Origin of the sequence: Sphingomonas sp., from assembly GCF_041661885.1 — a bacterium.
Taxonomy (GTDB): domain Bacteria; phylum Pseudomonadota; class Alphaproteobacteria; order Sphingomonadales; family Sphingomonadaceae; genus Sphingomonas.
In genome coordinates this window covers 192987-212707 of the sequence record NZ_JBAZTL010000003.1, presented here as the reverse complement: position 1 = coordinate 212707, position 19721 = coordinate 192987, and the positions used below count along the sequence as shown (strand labels likewise).

Genomic DNA, 19721 nt, shown 5'->3' with positions numbered 1-19721 from the left:
TCTTCTTCTCCCCTCCCGCTCGCGGGAGGGGCAGGGGGAGGGCTCGCGCTCGCCACCCGCGTTAGCATTGGGAAAGTGGTCGCCCCTCCCCCAGCCCAGTTTCGGGTCGGTCAGGCTCCCAGCCTGACCTGAACGATGCGGGGCATCGTTCACCCGAAACTCGCAAGCGGGAGGGGAGGGCATTTAGGCAGACGCCGCAAGGCTCTCCACGGTCAGCCGGTCGTTGGTATAGACGCACACCTCCGCCGCAATCGCCATCGCCTTGCGGCAGATCGTCTCGGCATCGGCTTCGTAATCGACCAGCGCGCGTGCGGCAGACAGCGCGAAATTGCCACCCGAGCCGATCGCGGCGACGGTGCCGTTGGCGCTCGCCTCGGGCTCCAGCACATCGCCATTGCCGGTCAGGATCAGCGTCACGTCCTTGTCGGCGACGATCATCATCGCTTCCAGATTGCGGAGGTATTTGTCGGTGCGCCAGTCCTTGGCCAATTCGACTGCGCTGCGCAGCAATTGTCCGTGATGCTGCTCCAGCTTTCGCTCAAGCCGCTCGAACAGCGTGAAGGCATCGGCGGTGGCACCGGCAAAGCCGCCGATCACCGATCCATCCCCCAAGCGGCGGACCTTCTTCGCATTGGGTTTCATGACGGTCTGTCCCTGCGTCACCTGGCCGTCTCCGGCGACGACGACGCGGCCATTCTTGCGCACGGACAGGATCGTGGTGCCGTGCCACACCATTTTGTTCTCGCTCATGCGCAGCGATATGGGATGCGGATTACGGCTGCGCAATCCAGCCGCACAAGTTTGCGCGAGCCGGACCAGGGAACCCCCTCGCCCGGCCCAATCGCCTCAGCGGCAGCGCACGTCGCGATTGTCGCTCTTGTCGATCGCCTGGCCCGCGAGCGCCCCGCCAATGCCGCCGAGCAACGCACCAAGCACGCCCGAACCGCCCGGCGCGATCGCCGCACCCAGCGCACCACCGGCAACGCCACCGACGATCAGCCCGGTCGTCCCGTCATTGCGACGGCAATAATAGCGCCCGTCGCTGCCGCGATAGACGCGGTCATTCGCGCTGAGCTGGCGTTCGCGATAGCGGCGGTTGTCCTCGCGATAGTAACGCGACGCGTCATAGCCGTTATAAGAGGGGTCCGGCCGGTCGTAATCATAGCGCGAATAGCCGCCATTGCCGTAACCGCGACGCGGCCCGTCGCCATATTCGGTGCAGCCGGCGACCAAGGTCGACGCGGCGATCAAACCCAGCGTGAATGCGCGCATTTCGAAATCCTCCTGATATGGATCCAGAGGTAATGCGCGGATCGCGAGAAGGTTGCGATCCGGCCCTTTCGCGCACGCCGTTTGCGTAGTTTCCGAGGCTGCTCGCGCGCGCGAGGCGGCTGATAAACGGCGGTCCGACATCCCGAAAAAGGACCGCCAGCATGAGCACCTATACTTTCGTCGGCAGCGGCATTGCCGCGCTTGCCGGTGCGGTTTTCCTGATCCGCGACGGCGGCGTGGCGGGCGAGGACATTGTCATCCTGGAGGAAAGCCACAAGTTCGGCGGTGCGTTCGATGCGCATGGCGATGCCGAGAACGGCTATTTCATGAGCGGCAGCCGCATGTTCGAGGCGATGTATCAATGCACCTTCGACCTGCTCGATTCGATCCCCTCGGCGAGCGACCCGAGCATCTCGGTGCGCGAGGAGACCGACCGCGCCAATGCCGCGTGGCCGTGGCACAACAAGGTGCGGCTGGTGAACCGCGACGGCAGCATCCCCGATTTCCATACGATGGGCTTTACCGAGCGCGACCGCATCGACCTGGTCAAGATCATGGCCGAGCCCGAGCATCTGCTCGACGGCAAACGCATCGTCGATTGCTTCCAACCGCATTTCTTCCAGAGCAATTTCTGGTTTGAATGGTGTACCTTGTTCGCCTTCGAACCGTGGCACAGCGCGATCGAGTTCAAGCGCTACCTCCAGCGCTTCGTCCACCATTTCTCGACGATCGACACGCAGGAGGGCATCTATCGCAGCCTGCTCAACCAATATGACAGCTTCGCCGTGCCGATTGTCAACTGGCTGAAGGAGCGCGGCGTGAACTTCCGCTTCGGCGTGCGGGTCGAGGATCTGGGCTTTGCGAGCGGCGAGGCGATCACCGTCACCAGCATCGCCACGCTTACCGACCACGGCCCCGAGGCGATCCCGGTCGCGCCCGGCGACTGCGTGTTCGTCACCAACGGATCGATGACCGCCGACAAGGCGTTCGGATCGATGACCAAGGCCCCCGGCCTCGACGCCAGCAACCATTCGGGCGCGTGGAAACTGTGGGAGAAGCTCGCGCAAGGCCGCCCCGCCTTCGGCAACCCCGCCGCGTTCAACGGCAACATCGCCGAAAGCTCGTGGATTTCCTACACCGTCACGGTCAAGGACCCGCTGTTCCTGCAATTGATGGAACGCTTCAGCGGCAGCGCCCCCGGCACGGGCGGGCTGATCACCTTCAAGGATTCGAGCTGGCTGATCACGCTCTCCATCTACCACCAGCCCTTCTTCGCCGATCAGCCCGAGGGCGTTTCGGTATGGTGGGGCTATGGCTTGTTCCACGATCGCGTCGGCGATTACGTCAAGAAGCGCATGGTCGATTGCACCGGCGCGGAGATACTGGAGGAAGTGCTCGGCCATCTGCACTTCAGCGCGGCCGACCAGGCGGCGGTGATGGCGGCATCGACCTGCATCCCCTGCGCGATGCCCTATATCACCAGCCAGTTCATGGTGCGCACGGCCAAGGACCGGCCCAAGGTGGTGCCCGCGGGATCGACCAACCTCGCCTTTCTCGGCCAATATGCCGAGCAGCCCGACGACGTGGTGTTCACCGTGGAATATTCGGTGCGCTGCGCGATGACGGCGGTGTACACGCTGCTCAAGCTCGATCGCACCCCGCCGCCGGTCTATAAGGGGCTGCACAGCCCGCAAGTGATCGTGGATGCGATCAGGACGCTGCACCGGTAGGACGCGCGGATGGCCCCTCCCCTTCACCCGGCGCCGGGTTGGGGTGGGGCCGTGGTGCGGTGGTGTCAAAGGACGTCGGCGGGTCGCGGGGAGCTGCGGCTTGAGTTCATGGATATTTCTGGCGGGCGTGGAGGACGGTGATCACCTCGACGGTGTCCGCCAGAACCCGATAGATCAGAATGTAATTGGGGTGGACCACCGCCTCGCGCGTGCCGGGCACCCGGCCGGGGCGGTGGACGTACGGATGTTCCGGTAGGCGCTCGGCGGCGTCGCGGATCAGGGCGGGCAGGCGCTGCGCTGCCAGCGGATTGCGCTGGCGGATGAAGGCGGCGATGTCGAGCAGGTCACGGCGCGCCTTTGGACGCCAGACCAGCCGCAGCATCAGCCGGGCGCGTGTCCGTCGAGAACGGCTTGGAGGTCGGCCATCACCTGATCGTGCGGGATACTGGGTGCTGGGTCGGCGAGCGCCTGCTCCACCTTCTCGCGTACCCAGCGATCATGCGCTTCGGCCGCTTCGGTCGACTCGAACTCGGACACAATGGGCGAGAGCTTGGGCATGTGGGGAATATAGCGCGAAACGGAGGAGGGGAGAAGGGTTCCGCGCCGCAAACGATGGGATGTGTGGGGGAGTTGGGTATTATGTCCTCAGAATTGCGGTGTCCCCGGAACTGCAGTCGGGGCCGCTGAACGCGGGCTTGGCGCGAGCGCTGGCGAAACATCCGAGATGCGCGGAGTTGGTGGGGAGGTGGCGCATGGTGGAACTATGCCTATGAAGGTGTAGGCTGTATGGCTGCCAGCTTATCTAAAGCTGACGCAAACTGCTTACACCCGGATATTACCCTAGAGGCTCCGCCGGCATGTCTTTCGCAGAACCTTTTTCTTCGATTATTATCTTTGTCTACATTTGTATATTGATCTTGAGGTGATCTACTCTCTGACATTTCCAAGGCGGCCATAAACCTGTTTGTCAGTTCATTGCCCCTGATAAGCTCGAAATTTTCAGGTTGCCCATGGAAGGCTGCCACACACCAATTCTCAGTCGACTCTACCGCTGGAGTCGGCACATGTCGCGACTGATCACGTTGCGTCATGGAATTGAAATCCGCAGCTATTTGAATCACTGCGGATATCTCTGCCGCCCGCGCCTCGCAGTCACCACCGGTTGAGATATTGTAGTTATAGCTTTCACGTGCAAAATTTATGAACGATTCGTGTTCTATGATGTCCGTGTCTAAGTGAATTATGATCGCATCATACTGTTCACCTGACAAATTTCCTCCAAACAGCCCGCCTCCGAAGTATTGCTGGATCCGTTTCGCTGGCGGGTTATTTTTTAGCCAAAGGAGCACGTTGGCCCATCCTGCCTCAGGCCTTGTTCGGTCCATTTCGGGGAATAAGGCGTTAAAAGTTGCGTTTATGTCGCGAGCCTTCAAGGCCTCCCCAAAGAAGCAAATTATTGCCGGGTAATCAGTCGGTCCTTCGCAAACAACGCCAATGTGCATTTCAGATATTCCCCAAGGCGCCCGGTATGTCTCCATCAAGCCAAAGTTGGGAGAGATTTCTTCCCGCCTTCATTAGCTCCCAATCTTCTCGCGACGCACCTTTGGGTTGCGTTAGTCGGTCGGCGACCGTATGCCCCTTGTCATTTCTTCTTACGACGAAAACCCTTTGGTCGTCGTCGAATATGTCAAATGCATCGAGCGCGGTCGGGTTGTGGCTTGTGAGAAATACTTGCTTGGCACCCACATCACTCGATTGATTTTGACTTCGGCTACATACCTCAATTATCGTCTCAACTAACTTGCGTGTAAGTTTTGGATTAAGGGCATTGTCTACATTGTCTAAAGCGAATACTTTAGGAGAAAGCGGGTGGGATAGGATTATTGCCGCGAACAATAGGAAAAGAGAACCCTCGCTACTGTCATAGACTGATAGTCTATTCCTGCTCCCATGCATAAATCTGTCTAGAAAATATACGGTTTCGCTAGCGCGATCAACTACATCTCTTGACGTTAATAGTGGCTTCGCAACATGGGTGCCAAACGTTGAGGCCCAGCCTGGGAGCCAAACCAGTCTAACGCAAGCATCAAGAATGTTCCATGCGGCAGTAGGCGTCCTGCCTCGGGTCGACCGCCGATGCGCGGCGTACGTCTCTAAGAAAGTTGAGACGGCCTGAGGCAAGCCTTCTCCATGGAGCCCGACGGGTGGAACGTCCACCCGTCCTGCCTGCTTTCCCCTCAAAAAGTCAGTTTGCGGTGTATAGATCACATAGCGAGCAAATTCAGAAAATTCTTGATCAATCTCGGGCGCGATTTCGTACGTCGCTTTGATCTGATCCCAAATACCGCGATTTTTTTCCAGCCTAGTTGCGTGTGATACACCAGTCGCGCTAGCGCCGCGATTGCTCCTCCCAAATATCTTGTGGGTTTGCGAGTAGCACGATTCTGAGAAGATGCTTAATAGAGGGTCACGCGCGTTGCTTTGGAGTACGACTTTGTAATCGAGGCCGTTGCTGAAGCAGGCATCCAGCTCAAGGGTCTTTGGAAGGCTTTCGTTCTTGAACGAGGACTTCATGAGTTCTGGTGGTGTGAGGCGAAGCCCCTTCTGACTGATATCGCTATCTCCAAGGCCTCGGCCTAGGCATGCCGAGGTCAGGCCGATGGCCTCCAACAAGCTTGACTTACCCGTGCCATTGCCACCAATAAAAAGATTGACACGTCCAAATTCGAGCTGCTGGTCCCTGACGGACTTGAAGCGCGTAATGGATAACCTCTTGAGCATCTGGCGTGCTTTCCCGAACCAATTCCCTAACGCAACCCCAAAACGCGTTCTGTCCAGAGCGCGCATAACGAGAATGGCGAAATTCGCCCGCCCGGTTGAAGACCGTGTTACGCCACCTTCGCCGCTTTTCCCAACTTCAGCAACGGCTCCAGGTACCGCCCCGTAAAGCTCCCCTCAGCCTTCGCCACCACCTCAGGCCCTTCGACTACGCCTGCGCTTACGCTTCGGCTTCGCTCAGGACAGGCTTGTCCCGGGTCTTCTTTCCCAACAACGGCTTCAGATAGCGGCCAGTGAAGCTCCCTTCCGTCTCGGCGACCTTTTCCGGGACACCCTGCGCCACGATCTCCCCGCCCTTCACGCCGCCCTCCGGCCCCAGATCGAGCACCCAATCCGCGGTCTTGATCACATCGAGGTTATGCTCGATGACCACCACTGTATTTCCCTGCTCGACCAGTTGGTGCAGCACCTCCAGCAGCTTGCGCACGTCCTCGAAATGCAGGCCGGTGGTCGGCTCGTCCAAAATGTACAGCGTCTGCCCCGTCGCGCGGCGCGACAGTTCCTTGGCGAGTTTGACGCGCTGCGCCTCGCCGCCCGACAGCGTCGTCGCCTGCTGGCCGACCTTGACGTAACCCAAGCCCACTTCGGCGAGCATTGCCATCTTGTCGCGGATCGGCGGCACCGCCTTGAAGAATTCGACCGCATCCTCGACCGTCATGTCGAGCACGTCGGCGATCGACTTGCCCTTGAACTTCACCTCCAGCGTCTCGCGATTGTAGCGCGCGCCGTGGCACACGTCGCACGTCACATAGACATCGGGCAGGAAGTGCATTTCGATCTTGAGCAGCCCGTCGCCCTGGCACGCCTCGCAGCGGCCGCCCTTGACGTTGAAGCTGAAGCGGCCGGGCTTGTAGCCGCGCGCCTGCGCCTCGGGCAGGCCTGCGAACCAGTCGCGGATCTGGGTGAAGGCGCCGGTATAGGTGGCGGGGTTGCTGCGCGGGGTGCGGCCGATCGGCGACTGGTCGATATCGATGACCTTGTCGAGATATTGCAGGCCGGTGATCTTGTCATGCTTGCCCGCCAGCACCCGCGCGCCGTTGAGCGCGCGCGCGGCGGAGGCATAGAGCGTGTCGATCGTGAAGCTCGATTTGCCGCTGCCGCTGACCCCGGTGATGCAGGTGAAGGTGCCGAGCGGCAGGCTGGCCGTCACGCCCTTCAGATTGTTGGCGGTGGCGTTGTGGACGGTCAGTTTCTTGCCATTGCCCTTGCGCCGGGTAGTGGGCACCGCGACCTCGCGCCTGCCCGACAGATAATCGGCGGTGATGCTGTCGGGGTTGGCGAGCACTTCCTCGAAGGTCCCTTGCGCGACGATCGCGCCGCCGTGGACGCCCGCCCCCGGCCCCATGTCGATCACATAATCGGCGGTGCGGATCGCGTCCTCGTCATGCTCGACCACCAGCACGGTGTTGCCGAGATCGCGCAGGCGGCGCAGCGTTTTCAGCAGCATGTCATTGTCGCGCTGGTGCAGGCCGATGCTGGGTTCGTCGAGCACATAGAGCACGCCCGACAGCCCGCTGCCGATCTGGCTGGCGAGGCGAATGCGCTGCGATTCCCCGCCCGACAGCGTGCCGCTGGTGCGATCCAAGTTGAGATAATCGAGCCCGACATTGTTGAGGAAGCCGAGCCGCTCGAGGATTTCCTTGAGGATACGCTCGGCGATCGCGCGTTGCTGGTCGGTGAGATCGGCGGGGACGGATTCGAACCAGGTCAGCGCGTCGACCACCGACAGGCGGGTGACGCTGGAAATATCGCGCATCCCGATCTTGACCGCGAGCGCCTCGGGTTTGAGCCGCGCGCCGCCGCACACTTCGCACGGCGCGCTGCTTTGATATTTGCTCAGTTCCTCGCGCATCCACGCGCTCTCGGTCGACAGCATCCGCCGGTTGAGATTGCCGATCACGCCCTCGAACGGCTTCTTCACGTCATACGACTTCTTGCCGTCGATGAAGGTCAGCGTCACCGGTTTGCCGCCGGTGCCGTGCAGGATGATGAGCTTCACCTCGCCCGGCAGATCCTCCCACGGCGTATCCAGGCTGAAACCAAATTCGCGCGCCAGGCTGCCCAGCACCTGCATGTAATAAGGCGACGGGGGGTTGCTCTTCGCCCACGGCACGACCGCGCCCTTCTTGATGCTGAGGGCATGGTTGGGGACGACGAGGTCCTCGTCGAACAGCAGTTTCTCGCCCAGGCCGTCGCACGCCGGGCATGCGCCTTGCGGGGCGTTGAAGGAGAAGAGGCGCGGTTCGATTTCGGCGATGGTAAAGCCTGATACGGGGCAGGCAAATTTTTCGCTGAACACGATGCGGTTGGCGGGGATGCCGGTGCCGACCATACCCCCCTCCCGCTTCCGGGAGGGGCTGGGGGAGGGCATATCGCCTGAAAATGATTGGCGCGCCTCTTTGTCAGCCCCTCCCCCAGCCCCTCCCGCAAGCGGGAGGGGAGCAGAAAGCGCGGCCACGGTTGTGTCCACCAAATCGACATAGGCCAGCCCCTCAGCCAGCTTCAGCGCCGCCTCGAAGCTCTCCGCGAGGCGCGTCGCCATGTCGGGGCCGACGACGAGGCGATCGACCACCACCTCAATGTCGTGCTTCAATTTCTTGTCGAGCGCGGGTGCCTCGTCAATCTCATGGATCTCGCCGTCGATACGGACTCGGGTGAAGCCCGCTTTCTGCCATTCGAGCAGCTCCTTCTTATACTCGCCCTTGCGCCCGCGCACCACCGGCGCGAGCAGATAGAGGCGCGTGCCCTCAGGCAGCGCCATCACGCGATCGACCATCTGGCTGACGGTCTGCGCCGCAATCGGCAGGCCGGTCGTGGGCGAATAGGGAATGCCGACGCGCGCCCAGAGCAGGCGCATATAATCGTAAATCTCGGTGACGGTCGCCACGGTCGAGCGTGGATTGCGGCTGGTGGTCTTTTGCTCGATGCTGATCGCAGGGGACAGGCCCTCGATATGGTCGACATCGGGCTTCTGCATCAGTTCGAGGAACTGGCGCGCATAGGCGCTCAAGCTCTCGACATAGCGCCGCTGCCCCTCGGCATAGATGGTGTCGAAGGCGAGGCTCGATTTGCCCGATCCCGACAGGCCGGTGATGACCGTCAGCGTATCGCGCGGAATATCGACGCTCACGTCCTTGAGATTGTGCTCGCGCGCGCCGCGCACCGAAATATGAGTCAGCATAAGGGCGATCTGTTCCACATTTGTTCGGAAGGTGCAAGCGAGGCCTTGCAGGTGCCAGATGGTACGTTATGCTTCCCGCCGCAAGCTTCGGGGGTAGGTAATGAAAACGATCGTATTGGGGGCATTACTGGTAACGTCCGCGCCAGAAACACCAGCGGCACCGCTCGCGCCGACTACGCCCTGGACTGTCGAATATGCCGATAATCTTTGCGTGTTGTCGCGTGACTATGTAACCGATAAGGGTAAAATTACGTTCGGCGTAAGACCGTGGCCGATGGGAGACTCGGTCGAAATCGTCCTGCTTCAGCCTGCAAGCTATGGCGTTGGCATTCAGAACGGCAAGGCCACAATTACGCTGATGCCGAGCATCGTAGCCATTCCCGCTACCTACAGCAGCTATGTCACAACAAAATCGAGGATGCGCATTGCAACCGTGGACATCCCTTCGACCGCATTGGGCCAGCTCGGTAGTTCGACCGGGATCGAGATTGCGATCGCCGGAAAGCCGCCCGTCTCGCTCACGCTTGGCAAAATGAAGGGCGCGCTCGGCGCACTGTCGATGTGCACCGACGACTTGCTACGGAGTTGGCATCTCGATCCGTCGGAGCAACTACGCATCGCCACACCCGCCCAACCAATTCAGAGTGTGAACGATTGGATCGGTACCGACGATTATCCGCCAGATGCGCTGTTGCGCGAGTCGCAAGGCGCAGTTACCATCACTTGGACAATCGACACAGAAGGCAGGATCACAAATTGCGGTGTCGCAGCAACGAGCGGCGACCCGGCACTTGATAGTGCGGCCTGCGCAACGATCACCAAACGCGGTCGATACAAGCCAGCGATCGACAAAGACGGTAAGCCAATCGCGGTCCACAGCACACGTCGCGTCGTGTGGCTTTTGCCCTGAGCCCCCTCACGACCTCCCATAAGCTGGCAACCCCAGCTTCCAGCGGATTGCCGCCGCGCGCAACGCGAAGCCGCAGCTTGCGGCGACGCCCGCCGCGACCGTTGGCGATACGCCCAGTGCGACCAGCACCACATATAGCCCCGCTGCCAGCGCTGCTGCCGTGACGTACAATTCAGGCCGCATCAGAATCGAGGGTTCGCCCGCCAGCACGTCGCGGATGATGCCGCCGACGCACGCCGTCACCACCCCCATCAAGGCAGCGGGCACCGGCGGGATGCCGAACGCCAGCGCCTTCGCCGCGCCGAACACCGCATAGGCCGCGAGGCCAACCGCATCGAGCCAATCGAGCGCCGAAGTCGGCGCGTCCGCGCCCTGCCACCAACCACGCGGCGTCGTCCACACCAGCACCGCCACCGCGAGACAAATGGCGGCGACCAACGGATCATGCACCCAGAATACCGGCGCGCCGATCAACAGATCGCGCACCGACCCGCCGCCGACCCCGGTAATCAGCGCGAAGAAAGCAGCGGTGACGAAGGTCTGCCTGCGCCCCGCCGCCGCCAGCGCTCCGGTAATGGCGAACACCGCGATCCCGAACAGATCGAGCCACGGCAGAATCGAGCCGAATTGCCAGGGGGCGAGGGGGAGCATCCGCACTCGTGTAGCGCGCCTGCCCGAGGAAATGAATGCTGGGGCGGGCTTATCATGGACGCGGCCCAAACTGGCATGGGCAAAGCCCATGCCGTCGGTCGGCGCCGTAGCGCCGCCGGCCGGTCTGATCGCGGCAAGCCTCGGCCGTAGCTTTCGCTACGGCCTCGGGCGATCAAACGTGAATCGCTTTCCCGCGTACCGCCATCGCCGCTTCCTTGATCGCTTCGCTATGCGTCGGGTGGGCGTGGCAGGTGTAAGCGATGTCCTCGCTGGTCGCGCCCATTTCCATGCCCAAAGCCGCCTCGGCGATCATCGTGCCGGCCGGCACCGCGATCGCCCATACGCCGAGCACGCGATCGGACTTGGCATCGGCGATGATCTTCACGAAACCGTCGGGCTCGTGATTGGTCTTGGCGCGGCTGTTGCCTGCCATCGGGAACTTGCCGACCTTGATCTCGCCCTTGGCCTTGGCCGCTTCCTCAGTCAGGCCGACCCCTGCGATTTCCGGCCAGGTGTACACCACGCTCGGGATAACATCGTGGTTCACGATGCCGGTCAGCCCGCCGATATTTTCGGCAACGGCAATGCCCTCATCCTCGGCCTTATGCGCGAGCATCGGGCCGGGGATGACGTCGCCAATCGCCCAGATACCGGGCACGCTGGTCTGGAAACGGTGATCGGTGTTGATCTGCCCGCGCGCATTGGTGGCAAGCCCCGCCTTGTCGAGCGCCAGGCCATCGGTGTTGGGACGACGACCGATCGCAACCAGTACGCAATCCGCCGTGATCGTCTCGGCAGCACCACCTGCTGCGGGCTCGACCGTGATGCTGGCAGTGTCGCCGCTCACCGAAACACCGGTGACCTTGGTCGAGAGCTTGAATTCGATGCCCTGCTTGCGGAAGATCTTATTGGCTTCCTTGCGGATGTCGCCATCGAAGCCCGGCAGGATCTGGTCGAGATATTCGATGCAGGTAACCTTGGCCCCCAGCCGACGCCACACGCTGCCCAGCTCAAGCCCGATCACGCCGCCGCCGATCACGACCAGATGCTCGGGCACCTTGGCCAGTTCGAGCGCGCCGGTGGAATCGACCACGACCTTCTGGTCGACCGTTACGCCCGGCAGCGGGGTGACCGAGGAACCGGTCGCGATCACGATGTCCTTGGCGGTGACGGTCTGCTCGCCGACCTGGACGGTGTGCGCATCGACGAACGCGCCGCGACCCTTCAGCCAGGTCACCTTGTTCTTCTTGAACAGGAAAGCGATGCCACCAGTTAGTTGCGTGACGGCGTCGATCCGCTGTGCGTGCATCGCGGGGAGATCGAGCTCGGGCGTGACCTTGATGCCCATCTTCGCCATCGTGCCATTAGCCGCCGCATCGAAATATTCGGAAGCGTGCAGCATCGCCTTGGACGGGATGCAGCCGACATTGAGGCACGTCCCGCCCAGCGTCTCGCGGCTCTCGACGCACGCGGTGCGCAGACCCAACTGCGCCGCACGAATCGCGGCGACATAGCCGCCGGGGCCCGAACCGATGATGAGGACGTCGTAATCGTAAGTTTGGTCAGCCATTTCACACCTTCCGTGCTCCGGCGAAGGCCGGAGCGTTGGGTCACTGGGAGCATCGCATGTCGCCAACGCTCCGGCCTTCGCCGGAGCACGGCCTAGAACACAGTATCGTACAAGTCAGCCCAATCGGGGTTTTGCTCCTCGATAAGCCGAATCTTCCAAGCGCGTTTCCATTTCTTCATGCGCCATTCGCAGGCCCGCGCATCCTGCAAGTCTTCAAAATATGTGAACCAGACGAGAAGGACGCAATCCTTGGCCTTCGAGTGGCCATCGATAAGCTTGTTGCGATGCTGGTAAGCACGCTGGGGCAAGTTGCTGGTCACGCCGAGGTAGGTCTGGCCTCTGCGGTGGTTGGCCATCAGGTAGACGCAACCCGACTTCATCGCCCTCCTCCCAAGGCTCCGGCCTTCGCCGGAGCACGATTAGGGATGCGCTCCAGCGAAGGCCGAAACGCACTGCCGCCCCTCACAAATCGATCAAGATCCGCGTCGGATCCTCGATCGCATTTTTCAGCGCCACCAGGAACGTCACCGCTTCGCGGCCGTCGATCAGGCGGTGGTCGTAGCTCAAAGCCAGATACATCATCGGGCGGATCACGATCTCGCCGTTGACGACAACCGGGCGGTCCTCGATGCGGTGCAGGCCGAGCACGGCGGCCTGGGGCGGGTTGATGATCGGGGTCGACATCAGCGAGCCGAACACGCCGCCGTTCGAAATGGTAAAGGTGCCGCCTTTCATCTCGTCCATCTTCAGCGTGCCGTCCTTGGCGCGCTTGCCGAAATCGCCGATCGTCTTTTCGACCTCGGCGACCGACATCTGGTCGGCATCGCGCACCACCGGCACGACGAGCCCGCCCGGCGACGACACCGCGACCGAAATATCGGCATAATCGTGATAGACGATCTCGTCGCCCTCGATCGAGGCATTGACGCTGGGAATGTCCTTCAGCGCGAGGCACGCCGCCTTCACGAAGAAGCCCATGAAGCCCAGGCGGACGCCATGCTTCTTCTCGAAGAGATCTTTGTACTTGGCGCGCGCCGCGATCACCGCGCTCATGTCGACATCGTTGAACGTCGTCAGCAGGGCGGCGGTGTTCTGCGCTTCCTTCAGGCGCTTGGCGATCGTCTGGCGCAGGCGCGTCATGCGCACGCGCTCTTCCTTGCGGCCAGTAGCGGCGGCGACCGAGGGGGCTACCGGGAGCGGTTCGCTCGGCGCGGCAACGGGTGCTGGCGTCGCGGCGGCGGCGAGGACATCGTCCTTGGTCAGGCGACCGTCCTTGCCAGTGCCCTTGACCGTCGCCGGATCGACGCCGTGTTCGAGCACCGCGCGGCGCACCGACGGGCTGAGCGCGGCGGGCGTGTCCGCCGCCGGGGCCACGGGCGATTCGAGCACGGCCGGCTGCGGTGCAGCGGCAACCGCAGGCGCACCGTCACCCGCCTCGATCGTCGCGATCATTGCGCCGACGAGGACGGTGTCACCAACCTGCACCGCATGTTGGCCCATCACCCCCGCCACCGGCGAGGGAACCTCGACCGAGACCTTGTCGGTTTCCAGGCTCGCGATCGGCTCGTCAGCCGCGACCTTGTCGCCCGGCTGCTTGAGCCATTCGCCGAGCGTCGCTTCGGTGATCGATTCGCCGAGTACCGGTACTGTGACTTCGGTTGCCATATCTTGCTTCTTCCAACTGTGCTCCTGCGGAAGCAGGAGCCTAGGGTTGCTCTGCGGGAGCCTGGGTTCCTGCCTGCGCAGGAACACAAGCGCCGTCGTTAAACCTTGCGCGTCCGCCGAATTTCCTCGCGAACGCTATGCCCCAGCGCATCGGCGACCAGCGCCGCCTGCTCCATCTGGTGCCGCTTCATCAGCCCGGTCGCGGGCGATGCCGAGGCTGCCCGCCCGGCATAGCGCGCGCGCGTCGAGCGCACGCCCGCTTCGACCAGGCATTCCTCAATGAACGGATCGACGAAGCTCCACGCGCCGTTGTTCTTCGGCTCTTCCTGCGCCCAGACCACCGTTTCGAGATTGGGCATTTTCTTCAGCCGTTCGACCAGCGGTTCGCCGGGGAAAGGATAGAGCTGCTCAAGCCGGACGATCGCGGTGTTGGTGTCCCCCGCAGCATCACGCGCTTCGATCAGATCATAAGCGACCTTGCCGGTGCACAGGACGAGACGCTTCACGTCGGCATCAGCCGGAGCGGAAGGATCGCTCAGAATGCGCATGAAGTGGCTGTTGCCGAGGAAATCCTCGGTCTGCGACACCGCCAGCTTATGCCGCAGCAGCGACTTGGGCGTGAAGATCACCAGCGGCTTGCGGAACGAACGGTGCATTTGCCGCCGCAGCAAGTGGAAATAATTGGCGGGCGTGGTGCAGTTGGCGACCTGCATGTTATCCTGCGCGCACAATTGCAGGAAGCGCTCGACGCGTGCCGAGCTATGCTCAGGCCCCTGCCCTTCATAGCCGTGCGGCAGCAGCATCACCAAGCCGTTGGCGCGCAGCCACTTGGCCTCTCCGCTGGCGATGAACTGGTCGATCATGATCTGCGCGCCGTTCATGAAGTCGCCGAACTGCGCCTCCCAAGCTACCAGCGTCTTGGGGTCGGCGAGCGCATAGCCATATTCGAAGCCGAGCACGCCATATTCGCTAAGCGGTGAGTCGAGCACTTCGAAGCGACCATGCGGGATCGTCTCGAGCGGGCGGTACTTGTGTTCGTCGGTCTGGTCGACCCAAACGGCGTGGCGCTGCGAGAAGGTGCCACGGCCCGAATCCTGGCCCGACAGACGGACGCCATAGCCCTCCGACAGCAGCGAGCCGAAGGCCAGTGCCTCGCCCGTCGCCCAGTCGAAATTCTTGCCCGACTTGAACATTTCGCGCTTGGCGTCGAGCACGCGGTTGAGCGTCTTGTGGACGGTCAGCCCCTCGGGAATCGTGGTCAGCGTGCGACCAAGCGAATCGAACAATTTCTGCTCGATGCCGGTGTTGACGTTGCGCCGCGCGGTCTCGGCGTCTGCGGGTGCGTGCAGCCCGGACCAGCGCCCGGCGAACCAGTCCGCCTTATTGGGCTTGTAGCTCGCGCCTGCCTCGAACTCGCCCTCGAGCAGCGTGGTGAATTGCTGGATATTGTCGTCGATCCAGGCGCGGTCGATCACCTTTTGCGCGATCAGCTTCTGGCCGTAGATTTCGCTGACCGGGGGATGATCCTTGATCGCCTTGTACATTAGCGGCTGGGTGAAGCCCGGCTCATCGCCTTCGTTATGCCCGAACCGGCGATAGCACCACATGTCGATCACAATGTCGCGGTGGAAGCGCTGACGGAACTCGATTGCCATCTTGGTGGCGAAGGTCACTGCCTCAGGATCATCACCGTTGACGTGGAAGATCGGGGCCTGCACGCCCTTGGCGACATCGCTCGGATAGGGCGAGCTGCGCGCATATTGCGGGCTGGTGGTAAAGCCGATCTGATTGTTGATGACGAAGTGGATGCAGCCGCCGGTATTGTAACCGCGAATGCCGGAGAAACCGAGGCACTCCCACACGATCCCCTGGCCCGCAAACGCCGCGTCGCCGTGAATCAGCACGGGGAGCGATGCCTTGTGTTCGGTCAAGTCGTTGGCGATCGTCTGAATCGCGCGGGTCTTGCCGAGCACGACCGGGTCTTCGGCCTCGAGGTGCGAGGGGTTGGCGACCAGCGACATATGCACGCTGATCCCGTCAAATTCACGATCGGTCGAGGTGCCGAGGTGGTACTTCACGTCGCCAGACCCGGCCACGTCATCGGGATTGTCCGACCCGCCGCCAAATTCGTGGAAGATGATGCGGAATGGCTTGGCCATCACGTTGGTCAGCACGTTCAGGCGACCGCGATGCGCCATGCCGAACACGATTTCGCGCACGCCGAACTGGCCGCCATATTTGATGACCGATTCGAGCGCGGGGATCATGCTTTCGCCGCCGTCGAGGCCGAAGCGCTTGGTCCCGACATATTTCTTGCCGCAGAAGCGTTCCCACTGCTCGGCCTCGATCACCTTGTTGAGGATCGCCTTCTTGCCGAGATCGGAAAACTCGATCGCCTTGTCCTTGCCCTCCATGCGCTCCTGCAGGAAGCGGCGCTCCTCGACATCGGCGATGTGCATATATTCAAGGCCGACATTGCCGCAGTAATTGGCACGCAGGATATCGACGAGTTCGCGCACCGTGGCCCATTGCAGCCCCATCGTGCCGCCGAGATAGACCGGGCGATCGATATCGGCATCGGAAAAGCCGTGATATTCGGTCTTCAGATCATCGGGCATCTCGCGCTTGGACAGGCCAAGCGGATCGAGATTGGCGGCGAGGTGACCGCGCACGCGGTAGGTGCGGATCAGCAGCATCGCGCGGATCGAATCGCTCGCGGCGCGTAGAATGGCGTCCTGCGACGGGGCAGGAGCGGCAGCCGCTGGCTTCGCTCCGCCCTTGGACGGCTTGGGCGCGGGCTCCATCTGGGTTGGATCGAGCGCGGAGGTCAAGTCATCGGTGGACGAAAGCGGCCAATTGGCCTGCTGCCAGGATGCGCTGCCCGCGCTGCCTTCCAGCCCTTCGAACCACGATCGCCAGGACGGCTCGACACTGTCGGGCGACGCCTTGAAGCGTGCATACAGCGATTCGATAAAAGCCGGGCTTACACTGCCCGCCACATCCGCGAAATCCTGGCCTTCGAAGCCCATAATCGTCTTCCTTCTTCCCCTCTCCCCTTGTGGGAGAGGGAGGGGCCCACCCGCTTTTGCGGGTGGGAGGGTGAGGGGGACCAAAGCAGTCCCTTACTCCCCCTCATCCGGCCCTGCGGGCCCCCTTCTCCCACAAGGGGAGAAGGGTTAGATTCAACCGTTCAACACCGCCAACAAAGTGGTGCCGAGTTCGCTGGGCGAGTCCGCGACGCGGATTCCGGCGGCTTCCATCGCCGCGATCTTGTCTTCGGCACCGCCCTGCCCGCCACTTACTATAGCACCGGCGTGGCCCATGCGGCGGCCCGGAGGCGCCGTACGGCCTGCAATAAAGCCCGCCATCGGCTTTTTGCGGCCGCGCTTGGCTTCATCGATCAGGAACTGCGCCGCTTCTTCTTCGGCCGAGCCGCCGATTTCACCGATCATGATGATCGACTTGGTCGCCTCATCGGCGAGGAACAGCTCAAGCACGTCGATGAAGTTGGTGCCGTTGACCGGATCGCCACCGATGCCGACCGCGGTCGTCTGACCGAGACCTGCATTGGACGTCTGGAACACCGCTTCATAGGTCAGCGTGCCCGAACGGCTGACAACCCCGACCGAACCCTGACGGAAAATGCTGCCGGGCATGATGCCGATCTTGCATTCGCCGGGCGTCAGCACGCCGGGGCAGTTCGGGCCGATCAGCCGCGACTTGGAGCCCGACAGCGCGCGCTTGACGCGCACCATGTCGAGCACCGGAATGCCCTCGGTGATCGTAACAATCAGCGGAACCTGCGCATCGATCGCTTCGAGAATCGAGTCGGCCGCGAAGGGCGGCGGAACGTAGATCACCGATGCGGTCGCGCCGGTCTTGGCGACCGCCTCGGCCACGGTGTCGTACACCGGCAGATCGAGGTGCGTCGTGCCGCCCTTACCGGGGGTAACGCCGCCCACCATCTGCGTGCCATAGTCGAGCGCCGCCTTGGTGTGGAAGCTGCCGGTCTCCCCGGTCATGCCCTGGGTGATGACCTTGGTATTCTTATCGACGAGAATGCTCATAAGGGTCCTGCTCTTCGTTCAAATCCACCCCGGCGAACGCAAAGGCGGATGCCTCCGATATTAGTTCAAGCTCTCGTCGATCGCCTTGCACGCGACCAGCAGCTCCTTGACCGCGTCAACCGACACGGCAAGGTTCGCCTTGGCTTCATCATCCAGCGCGATCTCGACAACCTGCTCAACGCCGCCAGCACCGATCACCACCGGCACGCCGACATAGAGATTGTCGATGCCGTATTGGCCGGTGAGGTGCGCCGCCGCCGGCAGCACGCGCTTCTGGTCGTACAGATAGGCCTCGGCCATCGCGATGCCGCTGGTCGCGGGCGCATAATAAGCCGATCCGGTCTTGAGCAATGCAACGATCTCGCCGCCGCCGCCGCGCGTGCGCTTGACGATCGCGTCGATCTTTTCCTGGGTCGAACGGCCCATCGCGATCAGATCCGGCACCGGAATGCCCGACACCGCCGAATACTGGATCACCGGGACCATCGTGTCGCCATGCCCGCCGAGCACGAAGCTGGTGACGTCCTTGACCGAAACGTCAAACTCCTCGGCGAGGAAGTGGCTGAAGCGCGCCGAATCGAGCACGCCGGCCATGCCGACCACCTTATTGTGCGGGAGCCCTGAAAATTCGCGCAGCGCCCACACCATCGCGTCGAGCGGGTTGGTGATGCAGATGACGAAGGCGTCGGGCGCGTTGGCCGCGATGCCCTCGCCGACGGCCTTCATCACCTTGAGGTTGATACCGAGCAGATCGTCGCGGCTCATGCCGGGCTTGCGCGCGACACCGGCGGTAACGATGATGACGTCCGCGCCCGCGATGTCCTTGTAATCGTTGGTGCCGGTGATCTTTGCGTCGAAGCCCTCGACCGGCGAGCACTGGCTGAGATCGAGCGCCTTGCCCTGCGGCACGCCTTCGACCACGTCGAACAGGACGACATCGCCCAAGCCCTTCAGTGCTGCGAGATGGGCGAGCGTGCCGCCGATGTTGCCGGCGCCGATCAGCGCGATCTTCTTGCGAGCCATCGAATGTCCTTCTTCGCTGTGGCCGCGTGCGGCCGACCTGTCTCGGGCCGCGTTCGGCCTGAACGCGCGCGGCTTAGGCCCGTTTTCCCTGCGGGGCAACCCGAAAGAGAGGGCCTTTGTCAAGGGTTATTGCACATGGTTCGCAAGTGCAATTATTCGCCATTGCGGTCTTCCATTGCCACATAGCGACGCTCCCCGGTCCTGGCGTCGAACCATACCGTCACCGGCTTGCCCGAGGCATCATCGATGAAACGCTCCGAGGTTTCGCGCCAGTTGGGCCCTTCGGGCGCGCGCTGCACCGCGCCGTACCGCACGCGCTCAAACGCGATTCCGACGACCAGCAACGCCGCCGCAATCACCGTTGGCCATGTCCCCGGATCAAGTACCGCGCCAATCAGCGCCGCCGTCAGAAACAGCGCAGCGGCGACCAACACGAAGGTGCGCAGCAGCATCGCCGGGCGCTCACTCAGGCGCGGGATCGAGCAGCACGGCAGTGCCGTAGGCAACGACTTCGTTCATCGCCTGCGCGATTTCACCCGAGTCGAAGCGCATCATCACCACCGCATTCGCCCCCATCAGCGTGGCGTTCGCCACCATCCGGTCGATCGCGTGACGCCGCGTCTCTTCGACCAGCCTGGTATATTCGGGAATCTCGCCGCCGATGATCGAGCGCAGGCTGGCGGTAATGTTGCCGCCAATCCCGCGGCTGCGCACGACGACGCCGAACACCTGGCCAAGCGTCGCGCGGACAGTGTGGCCGGGGACATTCTCTGTGGTGGTGACAAGCATGGCATCGGTCCCCAAGAGCGGTAGC

General features: G+C 62.4%; 18 protein-coding genes. 2 read left to right on the top strand and 16 right to left on the bottom strand.

The annotated features are described in order from the left end of the window. Positions 1–183: 183 nt before the first annotated feature. Both hslV and WC704_RS07435 read right to left on the bottom strand, forming a co-directional pair. The gene (hslV, locus tag WC704_RS07440; protein ID WP_372889283.1) at positions 184–750 is read right to left on the bottom strand and encodes an ATP-dependent protease subunit HslV; all 567 of its coding nucleotides are present in this window, start codon (positions 748–750) and stop codon (positions 184–186) included. 96 nt (positions 751–846) lie between these two features. Continuing rightward, positions 847–1272, bottom strand: a complete 426-nt coding sequence (locus tag WC704_RS07435; RefSeq protein ID WP_372889282.1) for a hypothetical protein — start codon at positions 1270–1272, stop codon at positions 847–849. 161 nt (positions 1273–1433) lie between these two features. Here WC704_RS07435 and WC704_RS07430 point away from each other — a divergent pair, with 161 nt between their 5' ends. After that, positions 1434–3002: an oleate hydratase gene (locus WC704_RS07430; RefSeq protein ID WP_372889281.1), complete on the top strand. Its 1569-nt coding sequence runs from the start codon at positions 1434–1436 to the stop codon at positions 3000–3002. Between the two features lie 106 nt (positions 3003–3108). Here WC704_RS07430 and WC704_RS07425 read toward each other — a convergent pair whose 3' ends face one another. The 5 genes from WC704_RS07425 to uvrA form a co-directional block, all read right to left on the bottom strand. Beyond that, positions 3109–3384 carry a type II toxin-antitoxin system RelE/ParE family toxin gene (locus tag WC704_RS07425; protein ID WP_372889280.1) on the bottom strand — a complete coding sequence of 92 codons (276 nt, stop codon included), beginning with the start codon at positions 3382–3384 and terminating at the stop codon, positions 3109–3111. Then, complete coding sequence (locus tag WC704_RS07420; RefSeq protein WP_372889279.1) at positions 3384–3539, bottom strand: stability determinant; 156 nt, start codon at positions 3537–3539, stop codon at positions 3384–3386. Before WC704_RS07420 ends, WC704_RS07425 begins: the two co-directional genes overlap by 1 nt. 230 nt (positions 3540–3769) lie before the next feature. Then, positions 3770–4435, bottom strand: coding sequence for a hypothetical protein (locus WC704_RS07415; protein ID WP_372889278.1), 666 nt, complete (start codon positions 4433–4435; stop codon positions 3770–3772). A gap of 70 nt (positions 4436–4505) precedes the next feature. Beyond that, positions 4506–5849, bottom strand: coding sequence for an AAA family ATPase (locus WC704_RS07410; protein WP_372889277.1), 1344 nt, complete (start codon positions 5847–5849; stop codon positions 4506–4508). Positions 5850–6000: 151 nt separating this feature from the next. Further along, on the bottom strand, positions 6001–9021 hold the full coding sequence (gene uvrA / locus WC704_RS07405) for an excinuclease ABC subunit UvrA (protein WP_372889276.1): 3021 nt from the start codon (positions 9019–9021) through the stop codon (positions 6001–6003). 100 nt (positions 9022–9121) lie between these two features. Here uvrA and WC704_RS07400 point away from each other — a divergent pair, with 100 nt between their 5' ends. Beyond that, positions 9122–9931 carry an energy transducer TonB gene (locus tag WC704_RS07400; protein WP_372889275.1) on the top strand — a complete coding sequence of 270 codons (810 nt, stop codon included), beginning with the start codon at positions 9122–9124 and terminating at the stop codon, positions 9929–9931. Between the two features lie 6 nt (positions 9932–9937). On the opposite strand, the gene WC704_RS07395 is transcribed toward WC704_RS07400, so the two are convergent. The 9 genes from WC704_RS07395 to WC704_RS07355 form a co-directional block, all read right to left on the bottom strand. Next, positions 9938–10582 (bottom strand): trimeric intracellular cation channel family protein, encoded by a 645-nt coding sequence (locus WC704_RS07395; protein ID WP_372889274.1) that lies wholly within the window; start codon positions 10580–10582, stop codon positions 9938–9940. Positions 10583–10754: 172 nt separating this feature from the next. After that, positions 10755–12152 carry a dihydrolipoyl dehydrogenase gene (gene lpdA / locus WC704_RS07390; RefSeq protein WP_372889273.1) on the bottom strand — a complete coding sequence of 466 codons (1398 nt, stop codon included), beginning with the start codon at positions 12150–12152 and terminating at the stop codon, positions 10755–10757. A 92-nt stretch (positions 12153–12244) separates the two neighbouring features. Beyond that, positions 12245–12532 carry a GIY-YIG nuclease family protein gene (locus tag WC704_RS07385; protein WP_372889272.1) on the bottom strand — a complete coding sequence of 96 codons (288 nt, stop codon included), beginning with the start codon at positions 12530–12532 and terminating at the stop codon, positions 12245–12247. Between the two features lie 82 nt (positions 12533–12614). Then, positions 12615–13817, bottom strand: a complete 1203-nt coding sequence (gene odhB, locus WC704_RS07380; protein ID WP_372889271.1) for a 2-oxoglutarate dehydrogenase complex dihydrolipoyllysine-residue succinyltransferase — start codon at positions 13815–13817, stop codon at positions 12615–12617. Positions 13818–13915: 98 nt separating this feature from the next. Beyond that, entirely contained in the window at positions 13916–16846 is a 2931-nt protein-coding gene (locus tag WC704_RS07375) for a 2-oxoglutarate dehydrogenase E1 component (RefSeq protein ID WP_372889270.1), read from the bottom strand. A gap of 153 nt (positions 16847–16999) precedes the next feature. After that, positions 17000–17884, bottom strand: coding sequence for a succinate--CoA ligase subunit alpha (gene sucD / locus WC704_RS07370; RefSeq protein ID WP_010407050.1), 885 nt, complete (start codon positions 17882–17884; stop codon positions 17000–17002). A 60-nt stretch (positions 17885–17944) separates the two neighbouring features. Beyond that, entirely contained in the window at positions 17945–18907 is a 963-nt protein-coding gene (gene mdh / locus WC704_RS07365; RefSeq protein WP_372889269.1) for a malate dehydrogenase, read from the bottom strand. Between the two features lie 152 nt (positions 18908–19059). After that, positions 19060–19359 (bottom strand): hypothetical protein, encoded by a 300-nt coding sequence (locus tag WC704_RS07360; RefSeq protein WP_372889268.1) that lies wholly within the window; start codon positions 19357–19359, stop codon positions 19060–19062. Positions 19360–19369: 10 nt separating this feature from the next. Beyond that, positions 19370–19696: a YbjQ family protein gene (locus tag WC704_RS07355; RefSeq protein WP_372889267.1), complete on the bottom strand. Its 327-nt coding sequence runs from the start codon at positions 19694–19696 to the stop codon at positions 19370–19372. Positions 19697–19721: the final 25 nt, after the last annotated feature.

Bases quoted from the DNA above. Each gene is read 5' to 3' on its own strand.
- mdh (WP_372889269.1), bottom strand. From the start codon at position 18,907: ATGGCTCGCAAGAAGATCGCGCTGATCGGCGCCGGCAACATCGGCGGC.
- WC704_RS07385 (WP_372889272.1), bottom strand. From the start codon at position 12,532: ATGAAGTCGGGTTGCGTCTACCTGATGGCCAACCACCGCAGAGGCCAG.
- WC704_RS07410 (WP_372889277.1), bottom strand. From the start codon at position 5,849: ATGCGCGCTCTGGACAGAACGCGTTTTGGGGTTGCGTTAGGGAATTGG.
- WC704_RS07395 (WP_372889274.1), bottom strand. From the start codon at position 10,582: ATGCTCCCCCTCGCCCCCTGGCAATTCGGCTCGATTCTGCCGTGGCTC.
- uvrA (WP_372889276.1), bottom strand. From the start codon at position 9,021: ATGCTGACTCATATTTCGGTGCGCGGCGCGCGCGAGCACAATCTCAAG.
- WC704_RS07375 (WP_372889270.1), bottom strand. From the start codon at position 16,846: ATGGGCTTCGAAGGCCAGGATTTCGCGGATGTGGCGGGCAGTGTAAGC.
- lpdA (WP_372889273.1), bottom strand. From the start codon at position 12,152: ATGGCTGACCAAACTTACGATTACGACGTCCTCATCATCGGTTCGGGC.
- hslV (WP_372889283.1), bottom strand. From the start codon at position 750: ATGAGCGAGAACAAAATGGTGTGGCACGGCACCACGATCCTGTCCGTG.
- odhB (WP_372889271.1), bottom strand. From the start codon at position 13,817: ATGGCAACCGAAGTCACAGTACCGGTACTCGGCGAATCGATCACCGAA.
- WC704_RS07425 (WP_372889280.1), bottom strand. From the start codon at position 3,384: ATGCTGCGGCTGGTCTGGCGTCCAAAGGCGCGCCGTGACCTGCTCGAC.
- sucD (WP_010407050.1), bottom strand. From the start codon at position 17,884: ATGAGCATTCTCGTCGATAAGAATACCAAGGTCATCACCCAGGGCATG.
- WC704_RS07400 (WP_372889275.1), top strand. From the start codon at position 9,122: ATGAAAACGATCGTATTGGGGGCATTACTGGTAACGTCCGCGCCAGAA.
- WC704_RS07435 (WP_372889282.1), bottom strand. From the start codon at position 1,272: ATGCGCGCATTCACGCTGGGTTTGATCGCCGCGTCGACCTTGGTCGCC.
- WC704_RS07430 (WP_372889281.1), top strand. From the start codon at position 1,434: ATGAGCACCTATACTTTCGTCGGCAGCGGCATTGCCGCGCTTGCCGGT.
- WC704_RS07360 (WP_372889268.1), bottom strand. From the start codon at position 19,359: ATGCTGCTGCGCACCTTCGTGTTGGTCGCCGCTGCGCTGTTTCTGACG.
- WC704_RS07355 (WP_372889267.1), bottom strand. From the start codon at position 19,696: ATGCTTGTCACCACCACAGAGAATGTCCCCGGCCACACTGTCCGCGCG.